Source organism: Mycolicibacterium frederiksbergense, from assembly GCF_012223425.1.
GTDB lineage: Bacteria > Actinomycetota > Actinomycetes > Mycobacteriales > Mycobacteriaceae > Mycobacterium > Mycobacterium frederiksbergense.
In genome coordinates this window covers 5,526,173-5,551,354 of sequence record NZ_CP038799.1, presented here as the reverse complement: position 1 = coordinate 5,551,354, position 25,182 = coordinate 5,526,173, and the positions used below count along the sequence as shown (strand labels likewise).

The following is a 25,182-nucleotide window of genomic DNA, read 5'->3' as shown; positions in this document are numbered from 1 at the left end:
CGCGTGGCGGAGATGTCGTGGTTGCAGGTCGTCGTACTTGCCGTGGTGCAGGGGCTGACCGAATTCCTGCCGGTGTCGTCGTCCGGCCATCTCGCGATCGTGTCGGAGGCCTTCTTCGGCGGCGACGCGGGCGCCTCCTTCACAGCCGTCGTGCAGATCGGTACCGAAGTGGCGGTCCTCATCTACTTCGCCGGAGACATCGGACGCATCCTCACGGCCTGGTTCGGCGGCCTCACCGACGCCGCCCGGCGGACCCCGGACTACTGGCTCGGCTGGTGGGTGATCATCGGCACCGTGCCGATCGGCGTCTTCGGTTTCACCTTGCAGCACTTCATCCGCGATGACATCAGGAACCTGTGGATCATCGCCACGGCGCTCATCGTCTTCTCGTTTGTCATCGCCGCCGCCGAATACTTCGGCAAGCAGACCCGCGAGATCCAGCAATTCACCTGGCGCGACAGCCTGATCATCGGGTCGGCCCAGGCGCTCGCCCTCATACCCGGCGTCTCGCGGTCCGGCGTGACCATCAGTGCGGGTCTCTTCTTGGGCCAGAAGCGCGAGGCCGCGGCGCGATTCGGGTTCCTGCTGGCCATCCCGGCCGTGCTCGGGTCCGGTCTCTATGAACTCCGCCACGTTTTCGAGCCCGGCGCTTCGGGAATGAGCGCGACGGTTCCGCAGATCGTCCTGGGCACGCTCATCGCCTTCGTGGTCGGCTATGCCGCGGTCGCCTGGTTCCTGCGATTCCTGGTGCGCCACAGCATGTACTGGTTCGTTGGATACCGGATCATCCTCGGCACGCTCGTCCTGGTGCTGCTGGCCACCGGCGTGCTGGCCGCGCAGTAACGACCAAAGGATCTCCATGACCGTCATCCTGCTGCGGCACGGCCGCTCGACTTCGAACACCGCGCACACCCTGGCCGGGCGCTCCGAAGGCGTCGACCTGGACGACAGGGGCCGCGAACAGGCGCAGACCGTCGTCACCCGGATCGGTGACCTGCCGGTGAAGGCCATCGTGCGGTCTCCGCTGCTGCGCTGCGAACGTACCGTGGCACCGCTGGCTGCCGCGCTGGGCGTACAACCGGTGGTCGAGGACCGCATCATCGAGGTCGACTACGGCAGCTGGACCGGCCGCACGATCGGTGAACTGGTCAAGGAGCCGCTGTGGAAGGTGGTTCAGCAGCAACCCAGCGCGGCGGTCTTCCCCGACGGTGAGGGCCTGGCGCAGGTTCAGGCCAGGGCGGTGGCCGCGATCCGCGAACACGACCGCAGGTTGGCCGCCGAGCACGACGGTGACGTGCTGTGGGTGGCGTGCACACACGGTGACGTGATCAAGGCGGTGCTGGCCGACGCGCTCGGCACCCACCTGGATACCTTCCAGCGCATCACTGCCGACCCCGCCTCCATGAGCGTCATCCGCTACACCGACACCCGCCCGTTCGTGCTGCATGTCAACCACACCGGCAGTGGTCTGACCGCCGCATTGAGCGCCAAGCCTGCCGCCGCGCCCGAAACGGATGCGGTCGTCGGCGGCTCCACTGATTGAGGTAGCCCCGCTACCGGTATTTTGAAAGGTGCCATGCCCCGCGCAATCCACGTCTTCCGCACACCCGACCGCTTCGTGGCCGGGACTGTCGGGCAGCCCGGGAACCGAACGTTCTACCTGCAGGCGGTACATGATAAGCGGGTGGTGTCGGTGATGCTGGAAAAGCAGCAGGTAGCGGTGCTTGCCGAGCGGATCTCGGCGCTGTTGGTGGAGATCAACCGCCGATTCGGCACCCCGATTCCGCCCGATACCGGTGAGGTCGGCGACCTGCATCCGCTGCTGACCCCGGTCGACTCGGAGTTCCGGGTCGGCACCATGGGGCTGGGCTGGGACTCCGAGGCACAGACCGTGGTCGTCGAACTACTCGCCGTCTCCGAGACCGAGTTCGATGCCTCCGTGGTTCTCGACGACGCAGAAGACGGCCCCGATGCGGTCCGGGTGTTCCTGAGCCCGGAATCGGCGCGCGAATTCGCCACCCGGTCCAACCGCGTCATCTCGGCCGGCCGACCACCATGCCCGCTGTGCGATGAACCGCTGGACCCCGAGGGCCATATCTGCGTACGCACCAACGGCTACCGCCGCGGAGCGTTCGGTGCCGTGGAAGAAGATGAACCCCCTTTCTGAGGAGCAGGTACTGACCGACGGCGACCTCACCGTCATCGGCCGGATCCGCTCAGCGAGCAATGCCACCTTCCTGTGTGAGGCGCAGGTGGGGGAGCAGCAGGTGCACTGCGTGTACAAACCCATCGCCGGCGAGGCTCCGCTGTGGGACTTCCCCGACGGCACCTTGGCCGGCCGTGAGCGGGGAGCCTATCTGGTGTCGGCGGCGCTGGGGTGGGATGTGGTGCCGCACACCATCATCCGGGAAGGTCCGGCCGGTCCCGGCATGGTGCAACGCTGGGTGGATCAGCCCGGTGATGCGCTGACCGACGGCGAGGAACTCCAGGACGCCGACGAATCAGCCTCCGGTCCCGATCTCGTCGACCTGCTGCCCGCCGGGGATGTGCCGCCGGGCTATCTGGCCATCTTGCAGGCCTACGACTACGCCGGCGACCCGGTCACCCTGGTGCATGCCGACGACGACCGGCTGCGCCGGATGGCGATCTTCGATGTCCTGATCAACAATGCGGACCGCAAGGGCGGGCACATCCTGGCCGGCGTCGACGGCAGCGTCCGTGGCGTCGATCACGGTGTGAGCCTGCACGCCGAGGACAAACTGCGCACCGTGCTGTGGGGGTGGGCCGGTAAGCCGGTCGACGACGACTCGCTGGCCGCGATCGTGGCACTGCGGGAGAAGCTGAACGGCGAGTTGGCCGCGCACCTGGCCGAGCACATCACCGCCGGCGAGGTCGCCGCACTACGGGCCAGAGTCGGCGGCCTGCTGGATCATCCGGTGATGCCGACGCCGGATCGGCACCGTCCGATCCCGTGGCCGGCGTTCTAACCGCGGGGACCGAAACCCTCGAACGGATTCCACGACCGGCTGCCTCGGACATGGAGGTAGTAGGCGTAGTTGGCGGTCGTCATGATGGCGCCGGCGAACCCGAACGTGGCGGCCTGGGACAGGAAATTGGAGGCCTGGAGCAGCGACAGCACGATGCCGATACCGATACCCGCGCCCAGGATCGTGGTCCCCTTGCGCCACATGCCCTTCACATAGAAGTAGAGGAAACCGAAGAGGAACGCCCACACATTGGACGTCAGGCGCACCTTGTCCCAGAACGGCAGCGTCCGGTAAGCCGCCTTGGCCGCCGGGCTGGAATTCGGCAGCCCGTAGAGGTCGAAGAAGGCGAAGCGGCGCTGCCAGCTGACGGCGAGCTCGCCGGCTTCCGGTGCGGTCATGTGCTGGGGCCTTTCCGTCCTCCGGTGTCCGGCATCATCCTCATTCATCGGGCGGTGCCGCGGGGCGTTTCCCGCTCACGCAATACTGAGTCGGTGAATCCCGCTGAGCAGACCGACGCCGCGGTGGCCGCCATGGTGGCCGCCGAGGCCGGTGAACTGCTGTTGGCCGTCCGCGAGGAGGTCGGCTTCTACGACTCCTATGACCTCGGGGACGCCGGGGACCGCCGCGCCAACGTGCTGATCCTGAAACGTCTGGCCGAACTGCGGCCCGGCGATGCCGTGCTCTCCGAAGAGGCCGTCGACGACCGTTCCCGGGTGCACGCCGACCGGGTGTGGATCGTCGACCCCGTCGACGGCACCCGCGAGTTCTCGATGGCCGGCCACGCCGACTGGGCGGTGCACATCGCGCTCTGGCAGCGCAACGGGACACCGGAAGGGTCCATCACCGATGCCGCGGTGGCGCTGCCGGCGGTGGGCGAGGTGTACCGCACCGACACGGTGCAGTCACCGCCGCCGCGCCGCGAGGGTCCCATTCGCATCACGGCGAGCACCTACCGGCCACCGGCCGTGCTGTGGTGGCTGCGTGAGCATCTCGATATCGAGGTGGTCCGGATCGGTTCGGCGGGCGCCAAGGCGATGGCGGTGGTGCGCGGCGATGTCGACGCCTACATCCATGCCGGCGGACAGTGGGAGTGGGACTCTGCGGCGCCCGCAGGGGTGGTGCTGGCCGCGGGCCTGCACGCCTCCCGGCTCGGCGGGGCACCACTGATCTACAACCGGCGCGACCCCTATCTGCCCGACCTGCTGATGTGCCGGCCCGAGCTGGCCGGGCTCCTGCTGGAGACCATCCACGCCGCATTCTGAGCCGCCGGGGGAATGGAATGGCCGGCGAACTTGTCGGTTCCCGTGAGCGCCCCCGCGCGAGTGACCACACCATCGAAAGGCATCGGTGACCGAACACCTTAGAGTCGACGTCATGCAATCCTGGCCGGCGCCGACCGTTCCCACATTGCCTGGTGCGGGTGTGCCGCTGCGGCTCTTCGACACCGCCGACCGTCAGGTACGACCGGTATCTGCTGGTCAGATCGCCACCATGTACGTCTGCGGGATCACCCCCTATGACGCGACCCACCTGGGCCATGCGGCGACCTATCTCACCTTCGACCTGATCAACCGGGTGTGGCGGGACGCCGGCCACGATGTGCACTACGTGCAGAACATCACCGACGTGGACGATCCGCTGTTCGAACGCGCGGCCCGCGACGGTATCGGCTGGCGCGAGCTGGGCGACCGCGAGACCCAGCTGTTCCGCGAGGACATGACGGCGCTGCGGGTGCTGCCGCCCCGCGACTACGTGGCCGCCACCGACGCCATTGCCGAGGTGATCGCGTTGGTGGAGAAGATGCTGGCGTCCGGGGCGGCCTATGTCGTCGATGACGCGCAGTATCCCGATGTCTACTACCGCGCCGACGCCACGACGCAGTTCGGCTACGAGTCGGGCTATGACCACGACACCATGGCACGGCTGTTCGCCGAGCGAGGCGGCGATCCGGACCGGGCGGGTAAGGCCGACCCGCTGGACGCGTTGTTGTGGCGCGCCGAGCGTCCCGGTGAGCCCAGCTGGCCCTCACCGTTCGGTGCCGGCCGGCCGGGATGGCATGTGGAGTGCGCCGCGATCGCTCTCGACCGCATCGGCACCGGCCTCGACATCCAGGGCGGGGGCTCCGATCTGATCTTCCCGCACCACGAGTTCTCCGCCGCGCACGCCGAATCCGTCACGGGCGAGCGCAGATTCGCCCGCCACTATGTGCACGCCGGGATGATCGGCTGGGACGGCCACAAGATGAGCAAGAGCCGCGGAAACCTGGTGCTGGTGTCGCGGCTGCGCGCCGACGGTGTCGATCCCGGCGCGGTACGACTGGGCCTGTTCGCCGGGCATTACCGCGAAGACCGGTTCTGGAGCCCGGCGGTGCTCGACGCGGCCAACACCCGGCTGCAGCACTGGCGCGCCGCGGTGGCGCTGCCGGCCGGGCCGGACGCCACCGATCTGCTGAGCCGGGTGCGCCGGTACCTGGCCGACGACCTGGACACGCCGAAAGCGCTTGCCGCCCTGGATGGTTGGTGTACCGATGCGCTCACCTACGGTGGTTCGGACACCACCGCGCCGCGGCTGGTGGCCACGGCCGTCGACGCGCTGCTGGGTGTAAAGCTCTAATCACCACCGCGGGCGGTACGTTTGCCGCCATGGGTTCACTCAACGGCAAGGTCGTCCTCATCACCGGCGGCGCACGCGGTGTCGGAGCGGAGGTGGCCCGCCGGCTGCGCCGCAAGGGCGCCAACCTGGTGCTCACCGACCTCGACCCGGCGCCGCTGGCCGAACTGGCCGACGAACTCGGCGGTGAGGCGCACGTGCTGACCGCGCTGGCCGACGTGCGGGATCTGGCAGCCATGCAGCGCGCCGCCGACGCAGCCGTCGCCCGATTCGGCGGTATCGACGTCGTGGTCGCCAATGCCGGCATCGCCAGCTTCGGTTCGGTGCTGCAGGTGGATCCCGAAGCATTCCGGCGGGTCATCGACATCAACGTCGTCGGGGTTTTCAACACCGTGCGCGCCACCCTGCCCTCGGTCATCGAGCGGCGCGGCTACGTGCTGGTGGTGTCCTCGCTGGCGGCGTTCACCTCGGCACCCGGGCTCGCGGCCTATCACGCCTCCAAGGCCGGCGCCGAGTACTTCGCCAACACCTTGCGCCTGGAGGTCGCCCATCGCGGCGTGGACGTCGGATCGGCGCACATGAGCTGGATCGACACCCCGCTGGTGCAGGACGCCAAGGCCGACCTGTCCACCTTCCGCGAGATGCTCACCCGGATGCCCGGACCGTTGAAGAAGACCACCACGGTCACCGAATGCGGTGCCGCGTTCGTCAAGGGCATCGAGGGTCGCAAGAAGCGGATCTACTGCCCGCGCTGGGTCGGCGCCTTCCGGTGGATCCGGCCCCTGGTGTCGACGCCGATCGGTGAGCGCGACATCCGCAAGTTCGCCCCCGAACTGCTGCCGAAGCTCGACGCCGAGGTCGCCACCCTGGGCCGCTCCACCAGCGCCCGCATCGAATCGCTGGAACAGCGGTGACCCGCCTGCTGTGGGTGCTGGCCCTGATCGCCTGCGTGGCCGGCTGCAGCACCCCGGACAAGGAACCCGAAGCGGCACCGTCGGGCACCACGGCCCCGCAGGAACAGCCGGTGGACCTCGATCAGCTCCGCGCCATCGCCAAGGACGCCTACATCTACGGGTTCCCGATGGTGGACAACTACCGGGTCCAGTACGCCTACTTCGTGGACAAGCAGAACCCCGAATACAAGGGCGGATGGAACGAGATCCACAACACCGCCCGGGTCTACACACCCGCCGACACGGCCATCCAGACACCGAACTCGGACACCCCGTACTCCGCCGTCGGCGCCGATCTGCGCGCCGAACCGCTGGTCCTCACGGTGCCGCCGATCGAACAGGACCGCTACTACTCGCTGCAGTTCGTCGACGGCTACACCAGCAATTTCGCCTATGTGGGCAGCCGGACCACCGGCAACGGCGGCGGGCGATACCTGCTCGCCGGTCCGGGCTGGCAGGGCGAGAAGCCCGAGGGCATCGACGAGGTGATCCGTTCGGACACCGACCTGGCCTTCGTGCTGTACCGCACCCAGCTGTTCGGGCCGTCCGATCTGGAGAACGTGAAGAAGATCCAGGCCGGCTACCAGGTGGCGCCGCTGTCGGTGTTCCTGAACCAGCCGTCGCCCGCGCCCGCGCCGGCGATCGACTTCGTGCCACCGCTGACCCCGGATCAACAGCGCACCTCCCCGCAGTTCTTCGAAATCCTCAACTTCGTCATGAAGTTCACCCCGGCACTGCCCGAGGAGCAGGCGCTCCGGGACCGGTTCGCCCAGATCGGCATCGGCGCCGACGGAGATTTCGACGCCGACGAGCTGACACCCGAAGCGCGCGAGGCAATCGTGAGCGCCATGGCCGACGCCAACACCGAGCTCGCCGACTTCACCAAAAACGAGATCGACACCGGCAAGGTCACCTCCGCCCAGCTGTTCGGCACCCGGCAGGAACTCAAGGGCAACTACCTGTACCGGATGGCCGGTGCGGCGCTGGGCATCTACGGGAACACCGCCGCCGAGGCCATCTATCCCGTCGCCGCGAAGGATTCCGCGGGCGCACCGCTGACCGGTGCGGGGGAGTACACCTACCGGTTCGCACCCGATCAGCTGCCCCCGGTGAACGCGTTCTGGTCGCTGACCATGTACGAACTGCCCGCCAGCCAACTCGTGCAGAATCCGCTCAACCGGTACCTGATCAATTCGGCGATGCTGCCCAACCTGAAGGCCGACCCGGACGGCGGCTACACCCTGCGCATCCAGCGCGATTCGCCAGGACCGGACCAGGAGTCCAACTGGCTGCCCGCCCCGGAGGGACCGTTCACCCTGATACTGCGGCTGTACTGGCCCAAGCCGGACGCGCTGAACGGCACCTGGAAGGCACCGCTGCCGGCGAAGGTCTAGCGGCCCCGCCTGCGCAGATACCGCTCGAATTCGGCGGCCAGGGCGTCCCCATCGATCTTGGCGACCGCCTCGTTCATGTCGACCTCGGCGTCGCCGCGTTCCTCCAGGGACTGCACGTACTCGGCGATCTCCTCGTCCTCGGCGGTCATCTCGGTGACCGCCTCCTCCCACTCCTCGGCCGCGGTCGGCAGGTCGGCCAGCGGGACCTCGATGTCGAGAACGTCCTCGACGCGGCGCAGCAGCGCCACGGTGGCCTTGGGGTTGGGTGGCTGCGACACGTAGTGCGGGACGGCGGCCCAGAACGTCACGGCCGGGATACCGGCCTGCACACAGGCGTCCTGGAACACCCCGGCGATACCGGTCGGGCCCTCGTAACGGGTCTCCTCGAGGCCGAAGAACTTCGCCGAGTCCGACGAGTAGGCGGCCCCGGACACCGGCACGGGCCGGGTGTGCGGGGTGTCGGCCAGCAACGCACCCAGGATGACCACGGTGTCGACGTTGAGTTTGTCGGCGATGGCCAGCAGCTCGGCGCAGAAGGTGCGCCACCGCATGTTGGGCTCGACACCGTGCATCAGCACGATGTCGCGGTCGCTGCCGGGCGGGCGGCAGTGCGAGATGCGCATCGACGGCCACACCAATTCGCGGGTGACCCCGTCGATCTGCCGGATGACCGGACGATTCACCTGGTAGTCGTAGTAACTCTCGTCGTCGATCTCGACGATGGTCTCGGCCTCCCAGATGGAGTCCAGGTGTTCCAGTGCTCCGCTGGCCGCGTCACCGGCGTCGTTCCAGCCCTCGAAGGCGGCCACGACGACTGTGTTCTGCAGGTCCGGCAGGCCGGGCACGCTCGCATCCGACGGTGTCACACTGCCAGCGTAAGCCCTGTATCGCGGTGATGAGCCGCAGCGCCCCGCCCGGCGATTTCGTGGCCGGGTACCCAGCTCCGGAAAGGCCACCGTGTACACATGAAATACGCCTGGGGGCAATCCGGTTGATCGTGTCGACCGCCACATTGCCGACACAGCCACGAGATGGCGTCCGAAACTCTGTTGGATGACGACGTAGACTTTTCACCGTCGAGAGGCGTTGCAACGGCTACTCGGGGGACAGCGCTCCTCCTCGGTATCCGCCACGCTCGGCAGAGTTAAGGACGCCTTCCGCTACGGAAGGAGTGCCCTGTGAACGCCGCGAAGCCGGAAGTCTGCGCACCGGACACCTTTGTGCCGAACATCCGCCGCGACTGCACCGACGAACTGACGGTTGCGTTGGGCCGGCGGATCATGGTGATCGACGGTGCAATGGGCACGGCGATCCAGCGGGACCGGCCGGATGAGTCCGGTTACCGGGGCGAACGGTTCACGGAGTGGCCGACCGCCCTTCAGGGCAACAATGACCTGCTCAACCTGACACAGCCGCAGATCATCTCCGGCATCCACCGCGAGTACCTCGAGGCGGGCGCCGACATCCTGGAGACCAACACGTTCAACGCGAACGCGGTCTCGCTGTCGGACTACGGCATGGCGGAGCTGAGCTACGAGCTGAACTACGCCGGCGCGGCCCTGGCCCGGGCGGCCTGCGACGAGTTCGGCACCCCGGACAAGCCCCGCTACGTGGCCGGCGCCATCGGGCCGACGACCCGGACCGCGTCGATCTCGCCGGAGGTCAACGACCCCGGAGCCCGCAACGTCTCCTACGACCAGCTGGTCGCCGCCTACCTCGAAGCCGCCAACGGACTGGTCGACGGTGGTTCCGACCTCATCATCATCGAGACGATCTTCGATTCGCTGAACGCCAAGGCGGCGGTGTTCGCCCTTGAGACGCTGTTCGAGGACCGCGGACGCCGTTGGCCGGTGATCATCTCGGGCACCATCACCGATGCCTCCGGGCGGACGCTGTCCGGTCAGGTCACCGAAGCTTTCTGGAACGCGATCAGGCACGCCAAGCCGCTCGCGGTCGGCCTCAACTGCGCCCTGGGCGCGCCGGAGATGAGGCCATACATCGCCGAGATGGCCCGGATCGCCGACACCTTCGTCTCCTGCTACCCGAATGCCGGCCTGCCCAACGCCTTTGGCGAGTACGAGGAGTCCCCGGAGGATCAGGCCGGATACATCGCCGAGTTCGCCGCGGCCGGCCTGGTCAACCTGGTCGGCGGTTGCTGCGGAACGACGCCGGCGCATATCGCCGAGATCGCCAAGGTTGTCGAGGGCGTGCCGCAGCGCGAACTGCCGGCGATCGCGGTGGCCACCCGGCTTTCGGGGCTGGAGCCGCTCAACATCACCGACGGCTCGCTGTTCGTGAACATCGGTGAGCGCACCAACATCACCGGCTCCGCCCGGTTCCGGAATCTGATCAAGGCCGAGGACTACGACACCGCGCTGTCGGTTGCCCTGCAGCAGGTCGAGGTCGGTGCGCAGGTCATCGACATCAACATGGACGAGGGCATGATCGACGGCGTTGCCGCGATGGACCGGTTCACCAAGCTGATCGCCTCCGAGCCGGACATCAGCCGCGTCCCGGTGATGATCGACTCCTCCAAGTGGGAGGTCATCGAGGCGGGCCTGAAGAACGTGCAGGGCAAGCCGATCGTCAACTCGATCTCCATGAAGGAGGGCGAGGAGAAGTTCATCCGGGAGGCACGGCTGTGCCGCAAGTACGGCGCCGCCGTCGTCGTGATGGCCTTCGACGAGCAGGGCCAGGCCGACAACCTGGAGCGCCGCAAGGAGATCTGCGGACGCGCCTACCGGATCCTGACCGAGGAGGTCGGATTCCCGGCCGAGGACATCATCTTCGACCCGAACTGCTTCGCGCTGGCGACCGGTATCGAGGAGCACGCGACGTACGGGATCGACTTCATCGAGGCCTGCGCCTGGATCAAGGAGAACCTGCCCGGGGTGCACATCTCCGGCGGCATCTCGAACGTGTCGTTCTCGTTCCGGGGCAACAACCCCGTCCGCGAGGCGATCCACGCGGTGTTCCTGTTCCACGCCATCAAGGCCGGCCTGGACATGGGCATCGTCAACGCGGGCGCGCTGGTGCCCTACGACTCGATCGACGCCGAATTGCGGGACCGGATCGAGGACGTCGTCCTGAACCGTCGCGAGGACGCGGCTGAGCGGCTGCTGGAGATCGCGGAGCGGTTCAACAAGTCGGAGACGATCGAGGACCCACAGGCAGCCGAGTGGCGCAGCCTCCCGGCCCGCGAGCGGATCACGCACGCCCTGGTCAAGGGCATCGACGCCGACGTCGAGTCCGACACCGAGGAGTTGCGGGCCGAGATCTCCGCAGCTGGAGGGCGGCCGATCGAGGTCATCGAGGGCCCGCTGATGGACGGCATGAACGTCGTCGGCGATCTCTTCGGCGCAGGCAAGATGTTCCTTCCCCAGGTGGTGAAGTCGGCCCGGGTGATGAAGAAGGCCGTGGCGTACCTGCTGCCATTCATCGAGGCAGAGAAAGAACAGTCCGGTGTTACCGCGACGAAGGACACCAACGGCACGATCATCATGGCGACCGTGAAGGGCGACGTCCACGACATCGGCAAGAACATCGTCGGGGTCGTGCTGCAGTGCAACAACTATGAAGTGATCGACCTCGGCGTGATGGTGCCTGCCCAGAAGATCCTGGACGCGGCCAAGGAGCACGACGCCGACATCATCGGGCTGTCCGGCCTGATCACCCCGTCCCTGGACGAGATGGTCAACTTTGCGGTCGAAATGGAGCGCCAAGGGCTGGAGATCCCGCTGCTGATCGGTGGCGCGACCACCTCGCGCGCCCACACAGCGGTGAAGGTGTCGCCGCGCCGTAGCGGCCCGGTGGTCTGGGTCAAGGACGCGTCCCGCTCGGTGCCGGTCGCCGCCGCGCTGCTCGACGACAAGCAGCGTCCCGCCCTGCTGGAGGCCACCGAGAAGGATTACGCATCCCTTCGCGAACGGCACGCCCAGAAGAGCGAGCGGCCGATGCTCACGCTGGGCAAGGCCCGCGCCAACCGGACGCCGATCGAGTGGGAGGGCTACTCGCCGCCGGTGCCCGCCCAGGGCCTCGGCGTGCGGGAGTTTCTTGACTACGACGTTGCAGAGCTACGCGAATACATCGACTGGCAGCCGTTTTTCAACGCCTGGGAGATGAAGGGCCGTTTCCCGGACATCCTCAACAACCCGGTCTCGGGCGAGACGGCCCGCAAGTTGTACGACGACGCCCGGGAGATGCTCGACACCCTGATCAAGGAGAAGTGGCTGACCGCCAACGGGGTGATCGGATTCTTCCCGGCGAATGCGGTCGACGACGATATCGAGGTCTACACCGACGAGACCCGGACCGAGGTGCTGACCACATTGCACAACCTGCGTCAGCAGGGCGAGCACCGGGCCGGCATCCCGAACCGGAGCCTCGGCGACTTCATCGCACCCAAGGACACTGGTCTGGCTGACTACGTCGGCGCCTTCGCCGTCACCACGGGGCTCGGCAGCCAGGACAGGATCATGGAGTTCAAGGCAGCCAACGACGACTACAACGCGATCCTGCTGGAGTCGCTCGCCGATCGGCTGGCAGAGGCGTTCGCCGAGCGGATGCATCAGCGGGTCCGCAAGGAGTTCTGGGGATTCCAGCCCGATGAGCAGTTGGACAACGAGGCGCTCATCGCGGAGAAGTACCGCGGGATCCGACCGGCACCGGGGTACCCGGCCTGCCCGGAGCACACCGAGAAGGTGACGCTGTGGGAGCTGATGGACGTCAAGGAGCGCACCGGGATCGAGCTCACCGAGTCGATGGCGATGTGGCCCGGCGCCGCGGTCAGCGGCTGGTACTTCAGCCACCCGCAGTCGCAGTACTTCGTGGTCGGCCGGATGGCCCAGGACCAGGTGGCCGACTACGCCAAGCGCAAGGGCTGGACGCTGGCCGAAGCCGAGCGCTGGTTGGGCCCCAATCTCGGCTACAACCCGGAGGACTGAACCCGGCCCAGATCAGTTCGGCGCGAACAGCTCTCGGTTGCCGGCCGCCCACTGTCGCATCGACAGCGCGGGCGAGCCGGTCAACTGCTCGACCAGATCGTTGGCGTGCTGCGGTCCGGTGTCGCCGTCGAACAGGTCCAGGTACCAGTCCACGCCGTCTCCCATCACCGGCCGCAGCAGCGCGTCGGCTTCGGCCCGGTCGCAGCGCTGCATCTGCACGGGGGTGCCGAGGCCGGCGCCGATCTGGCGCGCGATCTCCGCACGGGTGATCGCCTCCGGTCCCGTCAACTCGTACATCTGGCCCAGGTGCGCGTCCGTCGGGTCGGCCAGCAGGTGCGCGGCCACCCGGGCGATATCGTCCATGGACACCGGTGACTGGACGGCCTCGGGCGCCACGTCACGCACCACGCCCGTGCTGATCTGCGGCGCCCACATGGCGAAGTTCTCGCAGAACTCGCCGGGCCCGAGTTGTGTGCTGGGCACCGGGGTGGCGGCGATCCTGTCGGCGTGTTCCTGCCAGTGCGCGGCACCGGACAGCGCCACCACATAGCTGACCCGCGCCGCGGCGATCATCTCGCAGGTGATGCCGATGGTGCGCGGGAACGGCGCCAGGTAGATCTGGTCGACGTCGGCGAGTGCGGGCGACAAGGTCTCGGGCCTACCCAGAAATCCTGTGACCACTTCCACACCCGCGGGCAGATTCGCCTTGGCCGGGTCCGAGGTCAGGGCACGGATATCCGAGACACCCAGGTCCAGAAGTCGATCCACGACCCGGCGGCCGATATTGCCGGTGGCACCCGTCACAAGAACCGTCATGGCGACCACGCTAGCCCGGCCTGCCGACAGGCTCAGATTTTCGGGCCCACCGCGATCGATGCGACAATCGGGGACATGCGTGCAGTGCTGTGGGATATGGACGGCACCCTCGTCGACTCCGAAAAGCTATGGGATATCGGCCTCCAGGAGTTCTACCGCCGGCACGGGCGGGAGCTCAGTGAAGAGGTCCGCGCCACCACGATCGGCGGCTCCAGCGAGATCGTGATGCGGATCGTGTACGCCGACCTGGGCCTGGAACCCGACCCGGTGGACCTCGCACAGACAGCCGATTGGTTACACGACTATGTCGGTGAGCTTTTCGAGACCGGACTGCCGTGGTGTGCGGGCGCACGCGAGCTGCTCGATGACCTGTCCGCCGCCGGGGTCACCATGGCGCTGGTGACCAACACCCGCCGGGGGCTCACGGAGAAGGCCCTCAACAGCATCGGCCGCCACTACTTCAGCGTCACGGTGTGCGGGGACGAGGTGCCCGCGGGCAAGCCGTCTCCGGACCCGTACCTACGGGCCGCCGCGCTGCTGGACCTGGACCCGCAGCATTGCCTGGCGATCGAGGATTCGGTCACCGGCACCACGGCCGCCGAGGCCGCAGGATGCGCAGTGCTGGTGATTCCCAACGAAATCGAGGTGCCGGCGGGTCCCCGGCGCCGCCACGCGGAGTCACTGGCCGATCTGACGGTGCACCACCTGCGCGATGTGCACGCCGAACTGGGCACCGAATTGGACGAACGCACCGCCTGATCCAGACCATTTCGGGTCGCGACTGTGCGATTGTGATGTGACACGCATCACGGCACGGGGTGGAAGGACGATCCATGACGCACGGTCCGGTCGGAGGCGACGAAGCCTCGTTCCTCGACGACGATTCCGGTTTCAGTTCCGGTCGCACGGCGGTGCGGATTGCGGCCGTCGCCGCGCTCGGCGGTCTGCTGTTCGGCTACGACAGCGCGGTGATCAACGGCGCGGTGTCCTCGATCCAGGAAGACTTCGGTATCGGCAACGCCGAGCTGGGCTTCGCGGTGGCCTCGGCGCTGCTGGGCGCCGCGGCGGGGGCCATGACGGCGGGCCGGATCGCGGACAAGATCGGCCGCATCGCGGTGATGAAGATCGCGGCCGTGTTGTTCCTGATCAGTGCCTTCGGCACCGGCCTGGCGCACGAGGTCTGGACGGTGGTGCTCTTCCGCATCGTCGGCGGTGTCGGCGTCGGCGTGGCGTCGGTCATCGCACCGGCCTATATCGCCGAGACCTCGCCCCCGCAGATCCGCGGACGGCTGGGCTCCCTGCAGCAACTGGCCATCGTGCTGGGCATCTTCGCCTCCTTCGTCGTCAACTGGCTGCTGCAGTGGGCGGCGGGCGGGCCCAACGAGGTGCTGTGGCTGGGCCTGGACGCCTGGCGCTGGATGTTCCTGGCCATGGCAATCCCCGCCGTGCTGTACGGCGTGCTGGCCTTCACCATCCCGGAGTCGCCACGCTATCTCGTTGCCAGCCACAAGATTCCGGAAGCGCGCCGGGTGTTGAGCATGTTGCTCGGGCAGAAGAACCTGGAGATCACGATCACCAGGATCCGGGACACCCTGGAGCGCGAGGACAAGCCGTCCTGGCGCGACCTCAAGAAGCCGACCGGGGGTATCTACAGCATCGTCTGGGTGGGCCTGGGGCTGTCGATCTTCCAGCAGTTCGTCGGTATCAACGTCATCTTCTACTACTCCAACGTGCTGTGGCAGGCGGTCGGGTTCAGCGCCGACGAGTCGGCCGTCTACACGGTGATCACCTCGGTGATCAACGTGCTCACCACCCTGATCGCGATCGCGCTGATCGACAAGATCGGTCGCAAGCCGCTGCTGCTGATCGGCTCGGCCGGCATGGGGGTCACACTGGCCACCATGGCGGTCATCTTCGCCAACGCCAGCGTGAATCCCGATGGGACACCGAGCCTGCCGGGCGCGTCCGGCGTGATCGCGCTGATCGCCGCCAACCTGTTCGTGGTGGCCTTCGGCATGTCCTGGGGCCCGGTGGTGTGGGTGCTGCTCGGTGAGATGTTCCCCAACCGCATCCGCGCTGCCGCGCTCGGCCTGGCCGCGGCCGGTCAGTGGGCGGCCAACTGGCTGATCACGGTGACCTTCCCGGAGCTGCGGAACAACCTGGGTCTGGCCTACGGGTTCTATGCGCTGTGCGCGGTGCTGTCGTTCCTGTTCGTGATGAGGTGGGTCCGCGAAACCAAGGGAGTATCCCTGGAGGACATGCACGCCGAGGTGCTGCACGAAGACAAGCCCGTCACGAACTGACCTCGGGATGTGCCCGCAGTGATCTGCGACAGGTGCGTGCCACCGTTACCTTGAGTGCCGGGAGCGCCATGGTCAGTGGGGGGTGAGCAGTTGGACTCCGGCCGGTTGCCTGCGCGCGATATCGCCGCGATCGCGGTGCCGTGGGTGCTGGTGGCAGCGCTGGCACTGGTGATGGTGCTGGCACGCGACGGCGCTCACCTCGCCGTCGCCAATGACGCCATCTCGCTGGTGCTGGCGGCTTTCGCGGCCGCGCGTGCCGCACTGGCCGCCCGCGCCGCCGCCGACGGACCTGCGCGTCTGGCCTGGATCTTCCTGGCCGCGGCGCTGGCGACCTGGGCGATCGGTGACGTGATCTGGTTGGTCTACGACATCGTCCTGCGCGAGCCGCCCTCGCCGTCACCGGCCGATTTGTTCTATCTGCTGTTCAACGTGCTCGTCGCAGTGGGGTTGTCTCAACTGCTCGCGACGGGGACCCTGGTCTCCCGGGTGCATCTGGCACTCGACGCACTGACGGTCTCCTTGTGCCTGTTTCTGCTGGTGTGGATCTTCAGCCTGAACCGCGTCTTCGACACGCTGCGTCACCACAACCTCGAGTTGACGCTGGCAATGGTCACTCCACTGGCCGATGTGGTGGTGCTCTCGATCGCGGTTCTCGCCCTTGCACGCTCGCGCCGCCGGAGGCCCGTGGCGCTGGCGGTGATCACCGTCGCCATCACCTTGATCACCGTCGCCGACGTCACCCTGACGTTCCTGATCGTCGACGGCAGCTACCGCACCGGGCATGTCATCGATCTGCTGTGGGCGTCCGCGATGGCCCTGTTCGCCGCCGCGGCGGTGCTGAGCCGACTCCCGCCGCCGGCACCCGACCGCCCGGCGCCGGTGCCGTCCCATTCTTCGCTGTGGCTGCCCTACGTGCCGTTGTTCTTCGCGGGCGTCCTCGGCCCGCCGGTGGTGATGCGTGGGTTGGAGAGCGTGCTGGTGCAGCTGATCGTGTGCGTCGTGTGCGGACGGCAGATCCTCTCGGCATGGGACAACCGGCAGCTGCTGAGCGGCCGACCAGGCGCTACGAGATCCTTTGACCGGCTTGGCAAATCGGACATTGTTCAACGAACGTCTGGACCACGCGATGCTGTTGCGCGTCCGTGATTCCCGGCCCATCACGGTGATCTCGATTGATCTCGACGACTTCAAGCTCGTCAACGACAGCCTGGGTCACCCGGTTGCGGATCGCCTGCTGGTCGGGGCCGGACAGCGCTTCCTGGACTGTGTCCGTACCGGCGACACCGTCGCGCGACTGGGCGGTGACGAGTTCATGATGCTGCTGGAGGGCGGTGCCGATGACCACCAGATGGTCGCGCAACGGGTGGTCGAGGCCTTCGAGCGGCCGTTCGATGTCGACGGCCATGAGGTGTTCCTGCGACCGAGTCTCGGTGTGGCGACGGCCTCGGAGAAGGAGCCGGACCTGACTGCGGAGATCCTGATGAGGCGCGCCGACCTCGCGATGTACGCCGTCAAACGGTCGGCGGCAGACGTCCGGACGTTCGCCGCCGACCTGCCCACCGCGCATGTCGACCCCGTCGATCTCAAGCACCGTCGCCGTCGGGGCCCGGGCGGGGGAGCCGAGCGCATCCGCCTGCTGGGCGAGCTTCGCGACGCGGTCGATCGCGGCACCATCGAGGTGGCCTATCAACCCAAGGTGACTCTGAGCAGCGGACGGGTCACCGGTGTCGAAGCGCTGCTGCGCTGGCCACATCCCCGGCTGGGCACGCTGCGTCCCGATGCTTTCCTGTCCCTGGTGCGCCAACACGGCCTGATGGGCCCGGTATCCGACATCGTGGTCCGCAAGGTGCTCGACGACGCCGCCGCCTGGCACTCGCAGGATCTGGACATCGCCGTCGCGATCAACTTCTTCGCGCCGATGCTGCGGGACACACGACTACCCGACCGCCTCTGTCAGGAACTAGACCGCCGTCACCTCGAGCATGACGTGCTGACCGTCGAGATCACCGAGGACATCGTCCTGACCGAGGTAGGCACGGTCAAGGCGGTGCTCCGCGAGCTGCGGGAACGGGGCGTGCGGGTGGCCATCGACGACTTCGGCAGCGGCTACTCGGCGCTGTCCTACCTGCGGGACCTCGCCATCGACGAAGTGAAGCTCGACCGCCAGTTCGTCGCCGACGTCACCACCGACGCACGGGCCGCGGCGGTCGTCGGCGCCGTCATCAACCTGACCCACAGCCTCGGGATCTCGGTGGTCGCCGAAGGTGTCGAGGATGCCGATACCGCCGGCTGGCTGATCCAGCACGGCTGTGACACCGGCCAGGGCTTCTTCTTCAGCACCCCGGTCACACCCGCCGAGGTGCCCGCCTTGCTCAGCAGGCTGGGCGCCTCCGGTTCGGCGTGATGGTCACCGCGTCTTGGGTGTTCCCCCGCACACGTGAAACAATCGCTGCCCGTGAAGACCTTCGAAGGCCTGTTCGCCGAACTCAGCGAGAAAGCGCAGTCCCGGCCCGCCGGGAGCGGCACCGTGGCCGCGCTGGACGCCGGCGTGCACGGCCTGGGCAAGAAGATCCTCGAAGAGGCCGGGGAGGTCTGGCTGGCCGCCGAGCACGAGAGCGATGAAGCGCTCGCCGACGAGATCAGCCAGCTGCTGTATTGGACCCAGGTGCTGATGCTCTCGCGCGGCCTGAGCCTCGACGACGTGTACCGGAACCTGTGATGTCAACACTGCGCGTCGCGGTGCCCAACAAGGGGGCGCTGAGCGAATCGGCCGCCGAGATCCTGTCCGAGGCCGGTTACCGGCGGCGGACCGATCCCAAGGATCTGACCGTCGTCGACCCCGCCAACAATGTGGAGTTCTTCTTCCTACGGCCCAAGGACATCGCGATCTACGTGGGCTCCGGGGAACTCGATCTCGGCATCACCGGCCGTGACCTGGCGGCCGAGTCCGAAGCCCCCGTCCGCGAGCGGCTGGCGCTCGGCTTCGGTTCGTCGACGTTCCGGTACGCCGCGCCCAGGGGACAGGACTGGACGGTGGACACGCTGGCCGGTAAGCGGATCGCCACCGCGTATCCGAACCTGGTGCGTAAGAATCTGGCGGACAAGGGCATCGAGGCCACCGTCATCCGCCTGGACGGCGCCGTGGAGATCTCCATCCAGCTCGGTGTCGCCGATGTCATCGCCGATATCGTCGGATCCGGTCGCACCCTGGGACTGCACAATCTGGTGGCCTTCGGTGAGTCGCTGTGCGATTCCGAGGCGGTCCTGATCGAGCGCGCGGACACCGAGGCGGATCCGGCGCGTGATCAACTCACCGCCCGGGTACAGGGTGTGGTGTTCGGCCAGCAGTATCTGATGCTCGACTACGACTGCCCACGCAGCGTGCTCGAGGAGGCCAGCGCGGTCACCCCCGGGCTCGAATCGCCCACCATCGCACCGCTGGCCGATCCGGACTGGGTGGCGGTGCGCGCACTGGTGCCGCGCCGCGATGTCAACGCCATCATGGACGAGCTCGCCGCCATCGGCGCGAAGGCAATTTTGGCCTCCGACATCAGGTTCTGCCGGTTCTGATCGTGACGCGCGATGCCGTCGCGCGTGTTAGCGTCCGGATGTCCATCCACCGCATGGAGGTCCGATGACGCAGGTGCTCGTTCTGGTGCTGGCCTTACTGATCGGTGTGATCGCGGGACTGCGCGCGATGACGGCACCGGCGGTGGTCGCGTGGGGTGCGATGCTCGGCTGGATCGATGTCACCGACAAGTGGTCGGAATGGGTCGGGCACCCGATCACCGTCACCGTGCTGAGCATTCTGCTCGTCGGCGAACTGATCACCGATCAGCTCCCGAAGACGCCGAGCCGCAAGGTACCCCCGCAGTTCATCGCCCGGCTGATCACAGGCGGCTTCGCCGGCGCGGTCATCGGCAGCGCGTTCTTCCACACCTTCTCGGCAACGGGTGCCGGAATGGTCGGCGCGGTGCTCGGCACCTTGGCAGGTGCCGAATTGCGCAGCAGATTGTCGGCATCCAACGACGGTAACGACCGGCCCGGAGCGTTCATCGAAGATGCCATTGCCGTGGGCGGTGGATTCCTCGTCGCGTTCCTCGTCAGCCTCGTCTGATGGCAGGGCCGGTGACCGACTTCGACGCCATCATCATCGGCGCGGGTCAGGCGGGACCGCCGCTGGCCGGCAGGCTGACCGGAGCCGGGCAGCGGGTCGCGGTCATCGAACGACAACTGGTCGGCGGCACCTGCGTCAACTACGGATGTATCCCCACCAAGACGCTGGTCGCCAGCGCGCACGCCGCCCACATCGCCCGCCGCGGAGCCGAATTCGGCATCGGCACCGGCGAGGTGACCGTCGACATGGCGAAGGTGAAGGCACGCAAGGATCAGATCGTGCGGGCAGACCGCAACGGTGTCGAGAACTGGCTCGAGGGGATGGACGGCGCCACCCTGTTGCGCGGGCATGCCCGGTTCACCGACCCACACACCATCGATCTCGACGGCCGGCTGCTGCGCGCCGAACGCATCTTCCTCAATGTCGGTGGCCGTGCCGTGGTGCCGGACATGCCGGGCTTGTCCGATATCGACTATCTGACCAATGTGTCGGTGCTGGAACTCGATTCGGTGCCCGAACACCTCGTCGTCATCGGCGGCAGCTACATCGCCCTGGAGTTCGCCCAGATGTACCGGCGGTTCGGGGCGCGGGTGACGGTGATCGAACGTGGGCCCCGGCTGACCTCCCGCGAGGACGAGGATGTGTCGGCGGCCATCCGCGGCATCCTGGAAGCCGAGGGCATCGAGATTCACACCGACGCCGACGATATCCGGTTCACCAAGTTGCAGGACGGATTCGAGGTGACCACCCGATCCGATGCCGCCCCGATTGTCGGTAGCCATGCCCTGATCGCCGTCGGGCGGGTACCCAATACCGACGACCTCGGCCTGGAGAACGCCGGTGTGCGCACCGACCGCCGAGGCTACATCGAGGTCGACGACACCCTGCGCACCAGCGCCGAGCACATCTGGGCGATGGGGGACTGCAACGGCAAGGGTGCCTTCACCCACACCTCGTACAACGATTTCGAGATCGTGGCGGCAAATCTGCTCGACGATGATCCGCGCCGGGTCAGTGACCGTGTACCCACCTACGCGCTCTACATCGACCCACCGTTGGGCCGCGCCGGGATGACCGCAGATGAAGTGCGCCGCAGCGGCCGGAAAGCACTGGTGGGCACGCGCCCGATGACCCGTGTCGGCCGCGCGGTGGAAAAGGGCGAGACCCAGGGCTTCATGAAGGTCGTGGTCGATGCCGACACCGAGGAGATCCTGGGCGCCTCGATCCTGGGGGTCGGCGGCGACGAGGTGGTGCACGCGATCCTGGATGTGATGACCGCCAAGCTGCCCTACACCGCGATCTCACGCACCATGCACATCCATCCCACCGTCAGCGAACTGGTGCCCACCCTGCTGCAGGATCTCAAGCCGCTGAACTAGCCGCCCGGCCGGCGATCAGTTGGGCGCTCACCGCGGCGACGCGTTGCCCGAGATGCCGGCAGGTCGCGATGTCGGCGGGGTGGACGTCCTCGGGTCCGGCGTCGACGTCGGTCTGCGCGCCGGCGCCGAGCCAGAATCCGAGCCGGTTCAGGTCGTGTTCACTGCCCGCGGCGGAATTCCAGCCCGGCCCCAGACCCAAACTGACCCAGTGCATATGGTGCTGGGCGGCGAACACCGTCAGTGAGATCAGGGCGGTCAGCTTGTCCCCGCTCTTGGCGCCGGAATTGGCGAATCCGGCCGCTACCTTGTCCCGCCACGCGCCGGTGATGCAACGCCGGCCGGTCTGCTCCGCGAAGGCCTGGAACCCGGCCGACACGTTACCCATGTAGGTCGCGGTCCCGAAGATGATCGCGTCGGCGCTGTCCAGTGTCACCCAGTCCGCATCGGTCATCGTGTCGACGGCCACCGTGGTGACGTCGGCTCCCTCGGTGTGCGCCCCGTCGGCGACCGCGGACGCCAGCGTCGCGGTGTGCCCGAATCCGGAGTGATAGGCGATGACGATCGCCGGCCGGTTCCCGAAGGCGTTGTCGGTCATGAGAACTCCTCACCTGTCGGCGCGAAGCCCGAGATGGCTTGCACGCGTTGAGCCCAGTTGGGTAGCGATTCACCGGCGAGCAGTGCGGCAAGCCGGTCGAGGTAGGCATGCGTCCCGGTCCGGAAGCCGTTCGCGTTCGGGACGCTCAGTCCTCGATGGCTGAGCCGCAACAACGTGCCGGTGCCATCGGAGGTGAGTTCATAGCGCACCACGCCGGGCTCGACGATGGGCTGCAGCCATTCGTGTTCGAACACGTGCGGTGGATCCCACACCAGGATCCGACCGGTCATCCGCTTGCGTTCGGGCGGCAACGGCGGCCCGGAGGCCACGGTCTCGATGGTGCCGCCCTCGCGGGGGTCGATCACGGTGCGGCCCATCCATTTTCCGCGATGCACCGGATCGGTGATCGCGATCCACACCTGTTCGATCGGGTAGGGCAGTCGTCGTTCGAAGTGCAGCGCCGCACGCTCACCGTCGACGACCACTCGGCCGTCATGAGCGGTCATGACGGTTCCCCGAACGTCTTCTGTAGATGCCCTTCGAGTGCGTCGAGGTGACCAGCCCAGAAGTGACGGTAGGACTCGATCCAGGTGTCCATCTCGACGAGACCGTCGGCACGCAGGGCGTAGATGCGCCGCTGGGCGTCGGAACGGACTTCGACCAGGCCGACCTCACGCAGCACCCGGAGATGACGGGACACCGTCGGCTGGGTCAGCCCGGGCAAGGTGTCCACCAGTTCGCCCGCGGTGCGCTCGCCGTGTCGCAGCGCGTCGAGCAGGGTGCGCCGACTGGGTTCGGCGACGGCTTCGAACACGTCCATGCCAGAAGTATTGCAGCGCATCTATATAGATGCAAGTAGATATAGCTAGTTCGCGACGCGCATCATCCGCAGCAGGCCGATCTCGGATCCGTTCTTGGTCAGTTCGATGTTCAACCACAGCACGGTGTCGGCAACGGTCCGATCCGCGTCGGGGCCCCACGGGAAGGCACATGGCGCGTCCAGATCGGCCGGGCTCAGCCCCGCCAGGACCTCCCGCCACTGTGCGTGCAGCGCTCTGATCACCTCTACCGCATCCGCGGGGCCCGGCCACGCGATCGCGGTGGGCGGTCGCGCCGGCCGTCCGGCCAGTGCATCCATTGCCGACGACCACCAGAAGACGATGTGCCAGCTGATCCACCCGATGGTGGGCACCGGGATGGGTTCCGGTTCCGTCTCGGCCCAGTCCGGACACCAGCGCCCCGCGGCGTCTTTGCGCATCGTCCACACCAGACTCGTCGGTTCCCAGCGGAAGTCCTCGACGGACAGCGCCGACAGATGTAGGTCTGTCAGCGCCCACGCGAGATCGAACTGCCGCTGCAGCGACTCGATCACCGCCTACCTCCGCTGTACGAGGAGCGTCTGCGCCGATGTTCCGATGAATCCCTGCCGATCGAAGATATCGGCGGTCGTCACCCCGATGCCGTCCGGGCCGATCGAGCCGCGGGCGCGCAGCGCGAAGTCATTGCCGATGGGCGCGCGGTGCAGATGGACCGCGGTGTCGGTGTTCATGAACACGAACACGTCGGGATCGAGCGCGGCGCCGACGCCATTGGCGGAATCGACGACCATCGCCAGCCGCTGCAGATCGGTCACCGGTTCGGAAGCCACCAGTGGCACAAGCGGACTCATCCACACCACCGCCGGCTTGCCCGGGTCGGTCCGCTGCTTGCGCCAACTGACGGTCTCCAGATACCCGGGTGCCCCCATCCACCCGTGCGGATTGTCCATCGCCGCGCCCTCCACCAACGGGGGATGACGGTCGGTGACGGCGTCGGCGGTGTCGCTGGTGGCCAGCAGCCAGGCACTCACCCGGGCCAGAACCCGGTCCTTGCCGCCTACGGTGCGCATCTCGGCGACCGCCATGGTGATTCGGGCGCCCGGCCGGTCCACCCAGGCGCGCACCTTCACCGGGGCGACCGGGATGGCTCCCAGGATGTCGAGCACGAGCCGTCCCACCCGCAGTTCGGGACGCTCGGGATAGAGCTCCTCGATTGCTCTGGTCAACAGCGCCAGTGGCGGTGACCCGTGCTGGATCGCGGCGTCCCAGTTGCTCGCGGTACCCGGCGTCGACTCGAAGACCTGAAATCCCTCGGACTCGGCCAGCCGCCGGTAGTGGCAGTCGCTCACTCGACCGCCGTCGCTGCTTCGCTCCTGCCGTCAGGTGACGGTTCCTGCGGCCAACCCGGGTACGCCGGCGGTGTACCCCCGAACTCCGGGCAGAGCTGTTGGTGTGCGCACCAGCTACACAGCTTCGACCGCTTGGACCGAAAATCGCCTGTACTACCCGCGGACTGGATCGCTCGCCAGATTGCGGTCAGGGTCCGCTCGAAGCGCACCAGCTCATCCACATCGGGGGAGTAGTCCAGCACCTGTCCGTCGGCCAGATAGAGCAAGCGCAACTTGGCAGGCAACACACCGCGCGATCGCCACAGCGCGACCGCATAGAACTTCATCTGGAACAGCGCCTTGGCCTCGGCCAGGGCCCACAGTTCCGACGGTGATTTCCCGGTTTTGTAGTCGACCACCCGCATCTCACCGGTCGCAGCGATATCGATCCGGTCGACGAAACCGCGCAGCAGCGTGCCGTCCTCCAACTCCACCTCGACGCGCTGCTCACAACTGTGCGGGTCGAAGCGGGTCGGATCTTCCAGGCGGTAATAGCCCGACAGCAGCTTGCGGGCGTCGCGCAGAAGTTCGGCCCGCAGATCGGGATCCACCGTGAGTCCTGTTTTGCTGCCCTCGGCGACCACCCGGTCCAGGGCAGGATCGACCAACGTCAGGGCGGTGTCGTGGAGGCGTTCGGCGGCGGGCAACGCGTAGAGCTCCTCGAGCGCGGCATGCACCACCGAACCGCGCAGCTGCGCCGGCGAGACCGGCTCGGGCAGCCGGTCGATGGCACGGAAGCGGTACAGCAACGGGCACTGTTTGAAGTCACTGGCCCGTGACGGTGACAGGGCCGGGCGCCAACCGGTTCGGGCGGGTGCTGGGGCGCTCATAGGGCAAGCCTAGGCCTGCGGACCGACAACAATTCGTAGCCGCGGCGGC

26 protein-coding genes are annotated in these 25,182 nt (G+C 67.4%); 17 read left to right on the top strand and 9 right to left on the bottom strand.

Features of this window, described 5'->3' with window-relative positions; translation table 11 throughout:
- Positions 1-12: 12 nt before the first annotated feature.
- From EXE63_RS29885 to EXE63_RS29870, 4 genes are read left to right on the top strand one after another with little or no spacing between them, the layout of a single operon-like run.
- Positions 13-843: an undecaprenyl-diphosphate phosphatase gene (locus EXE63_RS29885; protein WP_168145854.1), complete on the top strand. Its 831-nt coding sequence runs from the start codon at positions 13-15 to the stop codon at positions 841-843.
- A gap of 16 nt (positions 844-859) precedes the next feature.
- The gene (locus EXE63_RS29880) at positions 860-1,543 is read left to right on the top strand and encodes a histidine phosphatase family protein (RefSeq protein ID WP_168144945.1); all 684 of its coding nucleotides are present in this window, start codon (positions 860-862) and stop codon (positions 1,541-1,543) included.
- 33 nt (positions 1,544-1,576) lie between these two features.
- Complete coding sequence (locus tag EXE63_RS29875) at positions 1,577-2,167, top strand: Rv2134c family protein (RefSeq protein ID WP_168144944.1); 591 nt, start codon at positions 1,577-1,579, stop codon at positions 2,165-2,167.
- Complete coding sequence (locus EXE63_RS29870) at positions 2,151-2,987, top strand: Rv2133c family protein (RefSeq protein WP_168144943.1); 837 nt, start codon at positions 2,151-2,153, stop codon at positions 2,985-2,987. Before EXE63_RS29875 ends, EXE63_RS29870 begins: the two co-directional genes overlap by 17 nt.
- On the opposite strand, the gene EXE63_RS29865 is transcribed toward EXE63_RS29870, so the two are convergent.
- Complete coding sequence (locus EXE63_RS29865; RefSeq protein ID WP_168144942.1) at positions 2,984-3,385, bottom strand: DUF2628 domain-containing protein; 402 nt, start codon at positions 3,383-3,385, stop codon at positions 2,984-2,986. The two genes, EXE63_RS29870 and EXE63_RS29865, sit on opposite strands and share 4 nt — an antisense overlap.
- A 132-nt stretch (positions 3,386-3,517) precedes the next feature.
- Between EXE63_RS29865 and EXE63_RS29860 the strand changes: the two genes are divergently transcribed.
- From EXE63_RS29860 to EXE63_RS29845, 4 genes are all read left to right on the top strand, one after another.
- Positions 3,518-4,249, top strand: coding sequence for a 3'(2'),5'-bisphosphate nucleotidase CysQ (locus EXE63_RS29860; protein WP_168145853.1), 732 nt, complete (start codon positions 3,518-3,520; stop codon positions 4,247-4,249).
- A 112-nt stretch (positions 4,250-4,361) separates the two neighbouring features.
- Positions 4,362-5,600 (top strand): cysteine--1-D-myo-inosityl 2-amino-2-deoxy-alpha-D-glucopyranoside ligase, encoded by a 1,239-nt coding sequence (mshC, locus tag EXE63_RS29855; RefSeq protein WP_168144941.1) that lies wholly within the window; start codon positions 4,362-4,364, stop codon positions 5,598-5,600.
- A gap of 29 nt (positions 5,601-5,629) precedes the next feature.
- Positions 5,630-6,511 (top strand): SDR family oxidoreductase, encoded by an 882-nt coding sequence (locus EXE63_RS29850; protein WP_057165230.1) that lies wholly within the window; start codon positions 5,630-5,632, stop codon positions 6,509-6,511.
- Entirely contained in the window at positions 6,508-7,944 is a 1,437-nt protein-coding gene (locus tag EXE63_RS29845; protein WP_168144940.1) for a DUF1254 domain-containing protein, read from the top strand. Before EXE63_RS29850 ends, EXE63_RS29845 begins: the two co-directional genes overlap by 4 nt.
- Here EXE63_RS29845 and EXE63_RS29840 read toward each other — a convergent pair.
- Positions 7,941-8,810, bottom strand: a complete 870-nt coding sequence (locus EXE63_RS29840) for a PAC2 family protein (RefSeq protein WP_057165232.1) — start codon at positions 8,808-8,810, stop codon at positions 7,941-7,943. The genes EXE63_RS29845 and EXE63_RS29840 overlap by 4 nt on opposite strands.
- A gap of 414 nt (positions 8,811-9,224) precedes the next feature.
- Here EXE63_RS29840 and metH point away from each other — a divergent pair, with 414 nt between their 5' ends.
- On the top strand, positions 9,225-12,887 hold the full coding sequence (metH, locus tag EXE63_RS29835; RefSeq protein WP_234904669.1) for a methionine synthase: 3,663 nt from the start codon (positions 9,225-9,227) through the stop codon (positions 12,885-12,887).
- A gap of 12 nt (positions 12,888-12,899) precedes the next feature.
- Here the strand turns inward: metH and EXE63_RS29830 are convergent, their stop codons facing one another.
- A complete protein-coding gene (locus EXE63_RS29830) occupies positions 12,900-13,703 on the bottom strand; it encodes an SDR family oxidoreductase (RefSeq protein ID WP_168144938.1) in 804 nt (267 codons plus the stop codon).
- Positions 13,704-13,778: 75 nt separating this feature from the next.
- Between EXE63_RS29830 and EXE63_RS29825 the strand changes: the two genes are divergently transcribed.
- The 8 genes from EXE63_RS29825 to EXE63_RS29790 all read left to right on the top strand — a co-directional run bounded on the left by EXE63_RS29825 (position 13,779) and on the right by EXE63_RS29790 (position 21,502).
- Complete coding sequence (locus tag EXE63_RS29825) at positions 13,779-14,462, top strand: HAD family hydrolase (protein WP_168144937.1); 684 nt, start codon at positions 13,779-13,781, stop codon at positions 14,460-14,462.
- 74 nt (positions 14,463-14,536) lie between these two features.
- Positions 14,537-16,006, top strand: a complete 1,470-nt coding sequence (locus EXE63_RS29820) for a sugar porter family MFS transporter (protein ID WP_168144936.1) — start codon at positions 14,537-14,539, stop codon at positions 16,004-16,006.
- 75 nt (positions 16,007-16,081) lie between these two features.
- The gene (locus tag EXE63_RS29815) at positions 16,082-17,152 is read left to right on the top strand and encodes a hypothetical protein (RefSeq protein ID WP_168144935.1); all 1,071 of its coding nucleotides are present in this window, start codon (positions 16,082-16,084) and stop codon (positions 17,150-17,152) included.
- Entirely contained in the window at positions 17,091-18,410 is a 1,320-nt protein-coding gene (locus tag EXE63_RS29810) for a putative bifunctional diguanylate cyclase/phosphodiesterase (RefSeq protein WP_168144934.1), read from the top strand. The genes EXE63_RS29815 and EXE63_RS29810 overlap by 62 nt, the downstream gene beginning before the upstream one ends.
- Positions 18,411-18,443: 33 nt before the next feature.
- Complete coding sequence (locus EXE63_RS29805) at positions 18,444-18,725, top strand: phosphoribosyl-ATP diphosphatase (protein ID WP_105366367.1); 282 nt, start codon at positions 18,444-18,446, stop codon at positions 18,723-18,725.
- Positions 18,725-19,576 carry an ATP phosphoribosyltransferase gene (hisG, locus tag EXE63_RS29800; RefSeq protein ID WP_168144933.1) on the top strand — a complete coding sequence of 284 codons (852 nt, stop codon included), beginning with the start codon at positions 18,725-18,727 and terminating at the stop codon, positions 19,574-19,576. Before EXE63_RS29805 ends, hisG begins: the two co-directional genes overlap by 1 nt.
- Positions 19,577-19,640: 64 nt before the next feature.
- A complete protein-coding gene (locus EXE63_RS29795; RefSeq protein ID WP_168144932.1) occupies positions 19,641-20,123 on the top strand; it encodes a DUF4126 family protein in 483 nt (160 codons plus the stop codon).
- Entirely contained in the window at positions 20,123-21,502 is a 1,380-nt protein-coding gene (locus EXE63_RS29790) for an FAD-containing oxidoreductase (RefSeq protein WP_168144931.1), read from the top strand. Before EXE63_RS29795 ends, EXE63_RS29790 begins: the two co-directional genes overlap by 1 nt.
- On the opposite strand, the gene EXE63_RS29785 is transcribed toward EXE63_RS29790, so the two are convergent.
- Genes EXE63_RS29785 through EXE63_RS29760 form a run of 6 tightly spaced genes read right to left on the bottom strand, consistent with a single transcriptional unit; the run spans position 21,486 to position 25,133 of the window.
- Positions 21,486-22,097 carry a flavodoxin family protein gene (locus EXE63_RS29785; RefSeq protein ID WP_168144930.1) on the bottom strand — a complete coding sequence of 204 codons (612 nt, stop codon included), beginning with the start codon at positions 22,095-22,097 and terminating at the stop codon, positions 21,486-21,488. The two genes, EXE63_RS29790 and EXE63_RS29785, sit on opposite strands and share 17 nt — an antisense overlap.
- Positions 22,094-22,603 carry an SRPBCC family protein gene (locus EXE63_RS29780; RefSeq protein WP_168144929.1) on the bottom strand — a complete coding sequence of 170 codons (510 nt, stop codon included), beginning with the start codon at positions 22,601-22,603 and terminating at the stop codon, positions 22,094-22,096. Before EXE63_RS29780 ends, EXE63_RS29785 begins: the two co-directional genes overlap by 4 nt.
- Positions 22,600-22,917 (bottom strand): ArsR/SmtB family transcription factor, encoded by a 318-nt coding sequence (locus EXE63_RS29775; protein ID WP_168144928.1) that lies wholly within the window; start codon positions 22,915-22,917, stop codon positions 22,600-22,602. The genes EXE63_RS29780 and EXE63_RS29775 overlap by 4 nt, the downstream gene beginning before the upstream one ends.
- A gap of 45 nt (positions 22,918-22,962) precedes the next feature.
- Positions 22,963-23,469: a DinB family protein gene (locus tag EXE63_RS29770; RefSeq protein ID WP_168144927.1), complete on the bottom strand. Its 507-nt coding sequence runs from the start codon at positions 23,467-23,469 to the stop codon at positions 22,963-22,965.
- Positions 23,470-23,472: 3 nt separating this feature from the next.
- Positions 23,473-24,264 carry a thioesterase family protein gene (locus EXE63_RS29765; protein ID WP_168144926.1) on the bottom strand — a complete coding sequence of 264 codons (792 nt, stop codon included), beginning with the start codon at positions 24,262-24,264 and terminating at the stop codon, positions 23,473-23,475.
- Complete coding sequence (locus tag EXE63_RS29760; RefSeq protein WP_168144925.1) at positions 24,261-25,133, bottom strand: RecB family exonuclease; 873 nt, start codon at positions 25,131-25,133, stop codon at positions 24,261-24,263. The genes EXE63_RS29765 and EXE63_RS29760 overlap by 4 nt, the downstream gene beginning before the upstream one ends.
- Positions 25,134-25,182: the final 49 nt, after the last annotated feature.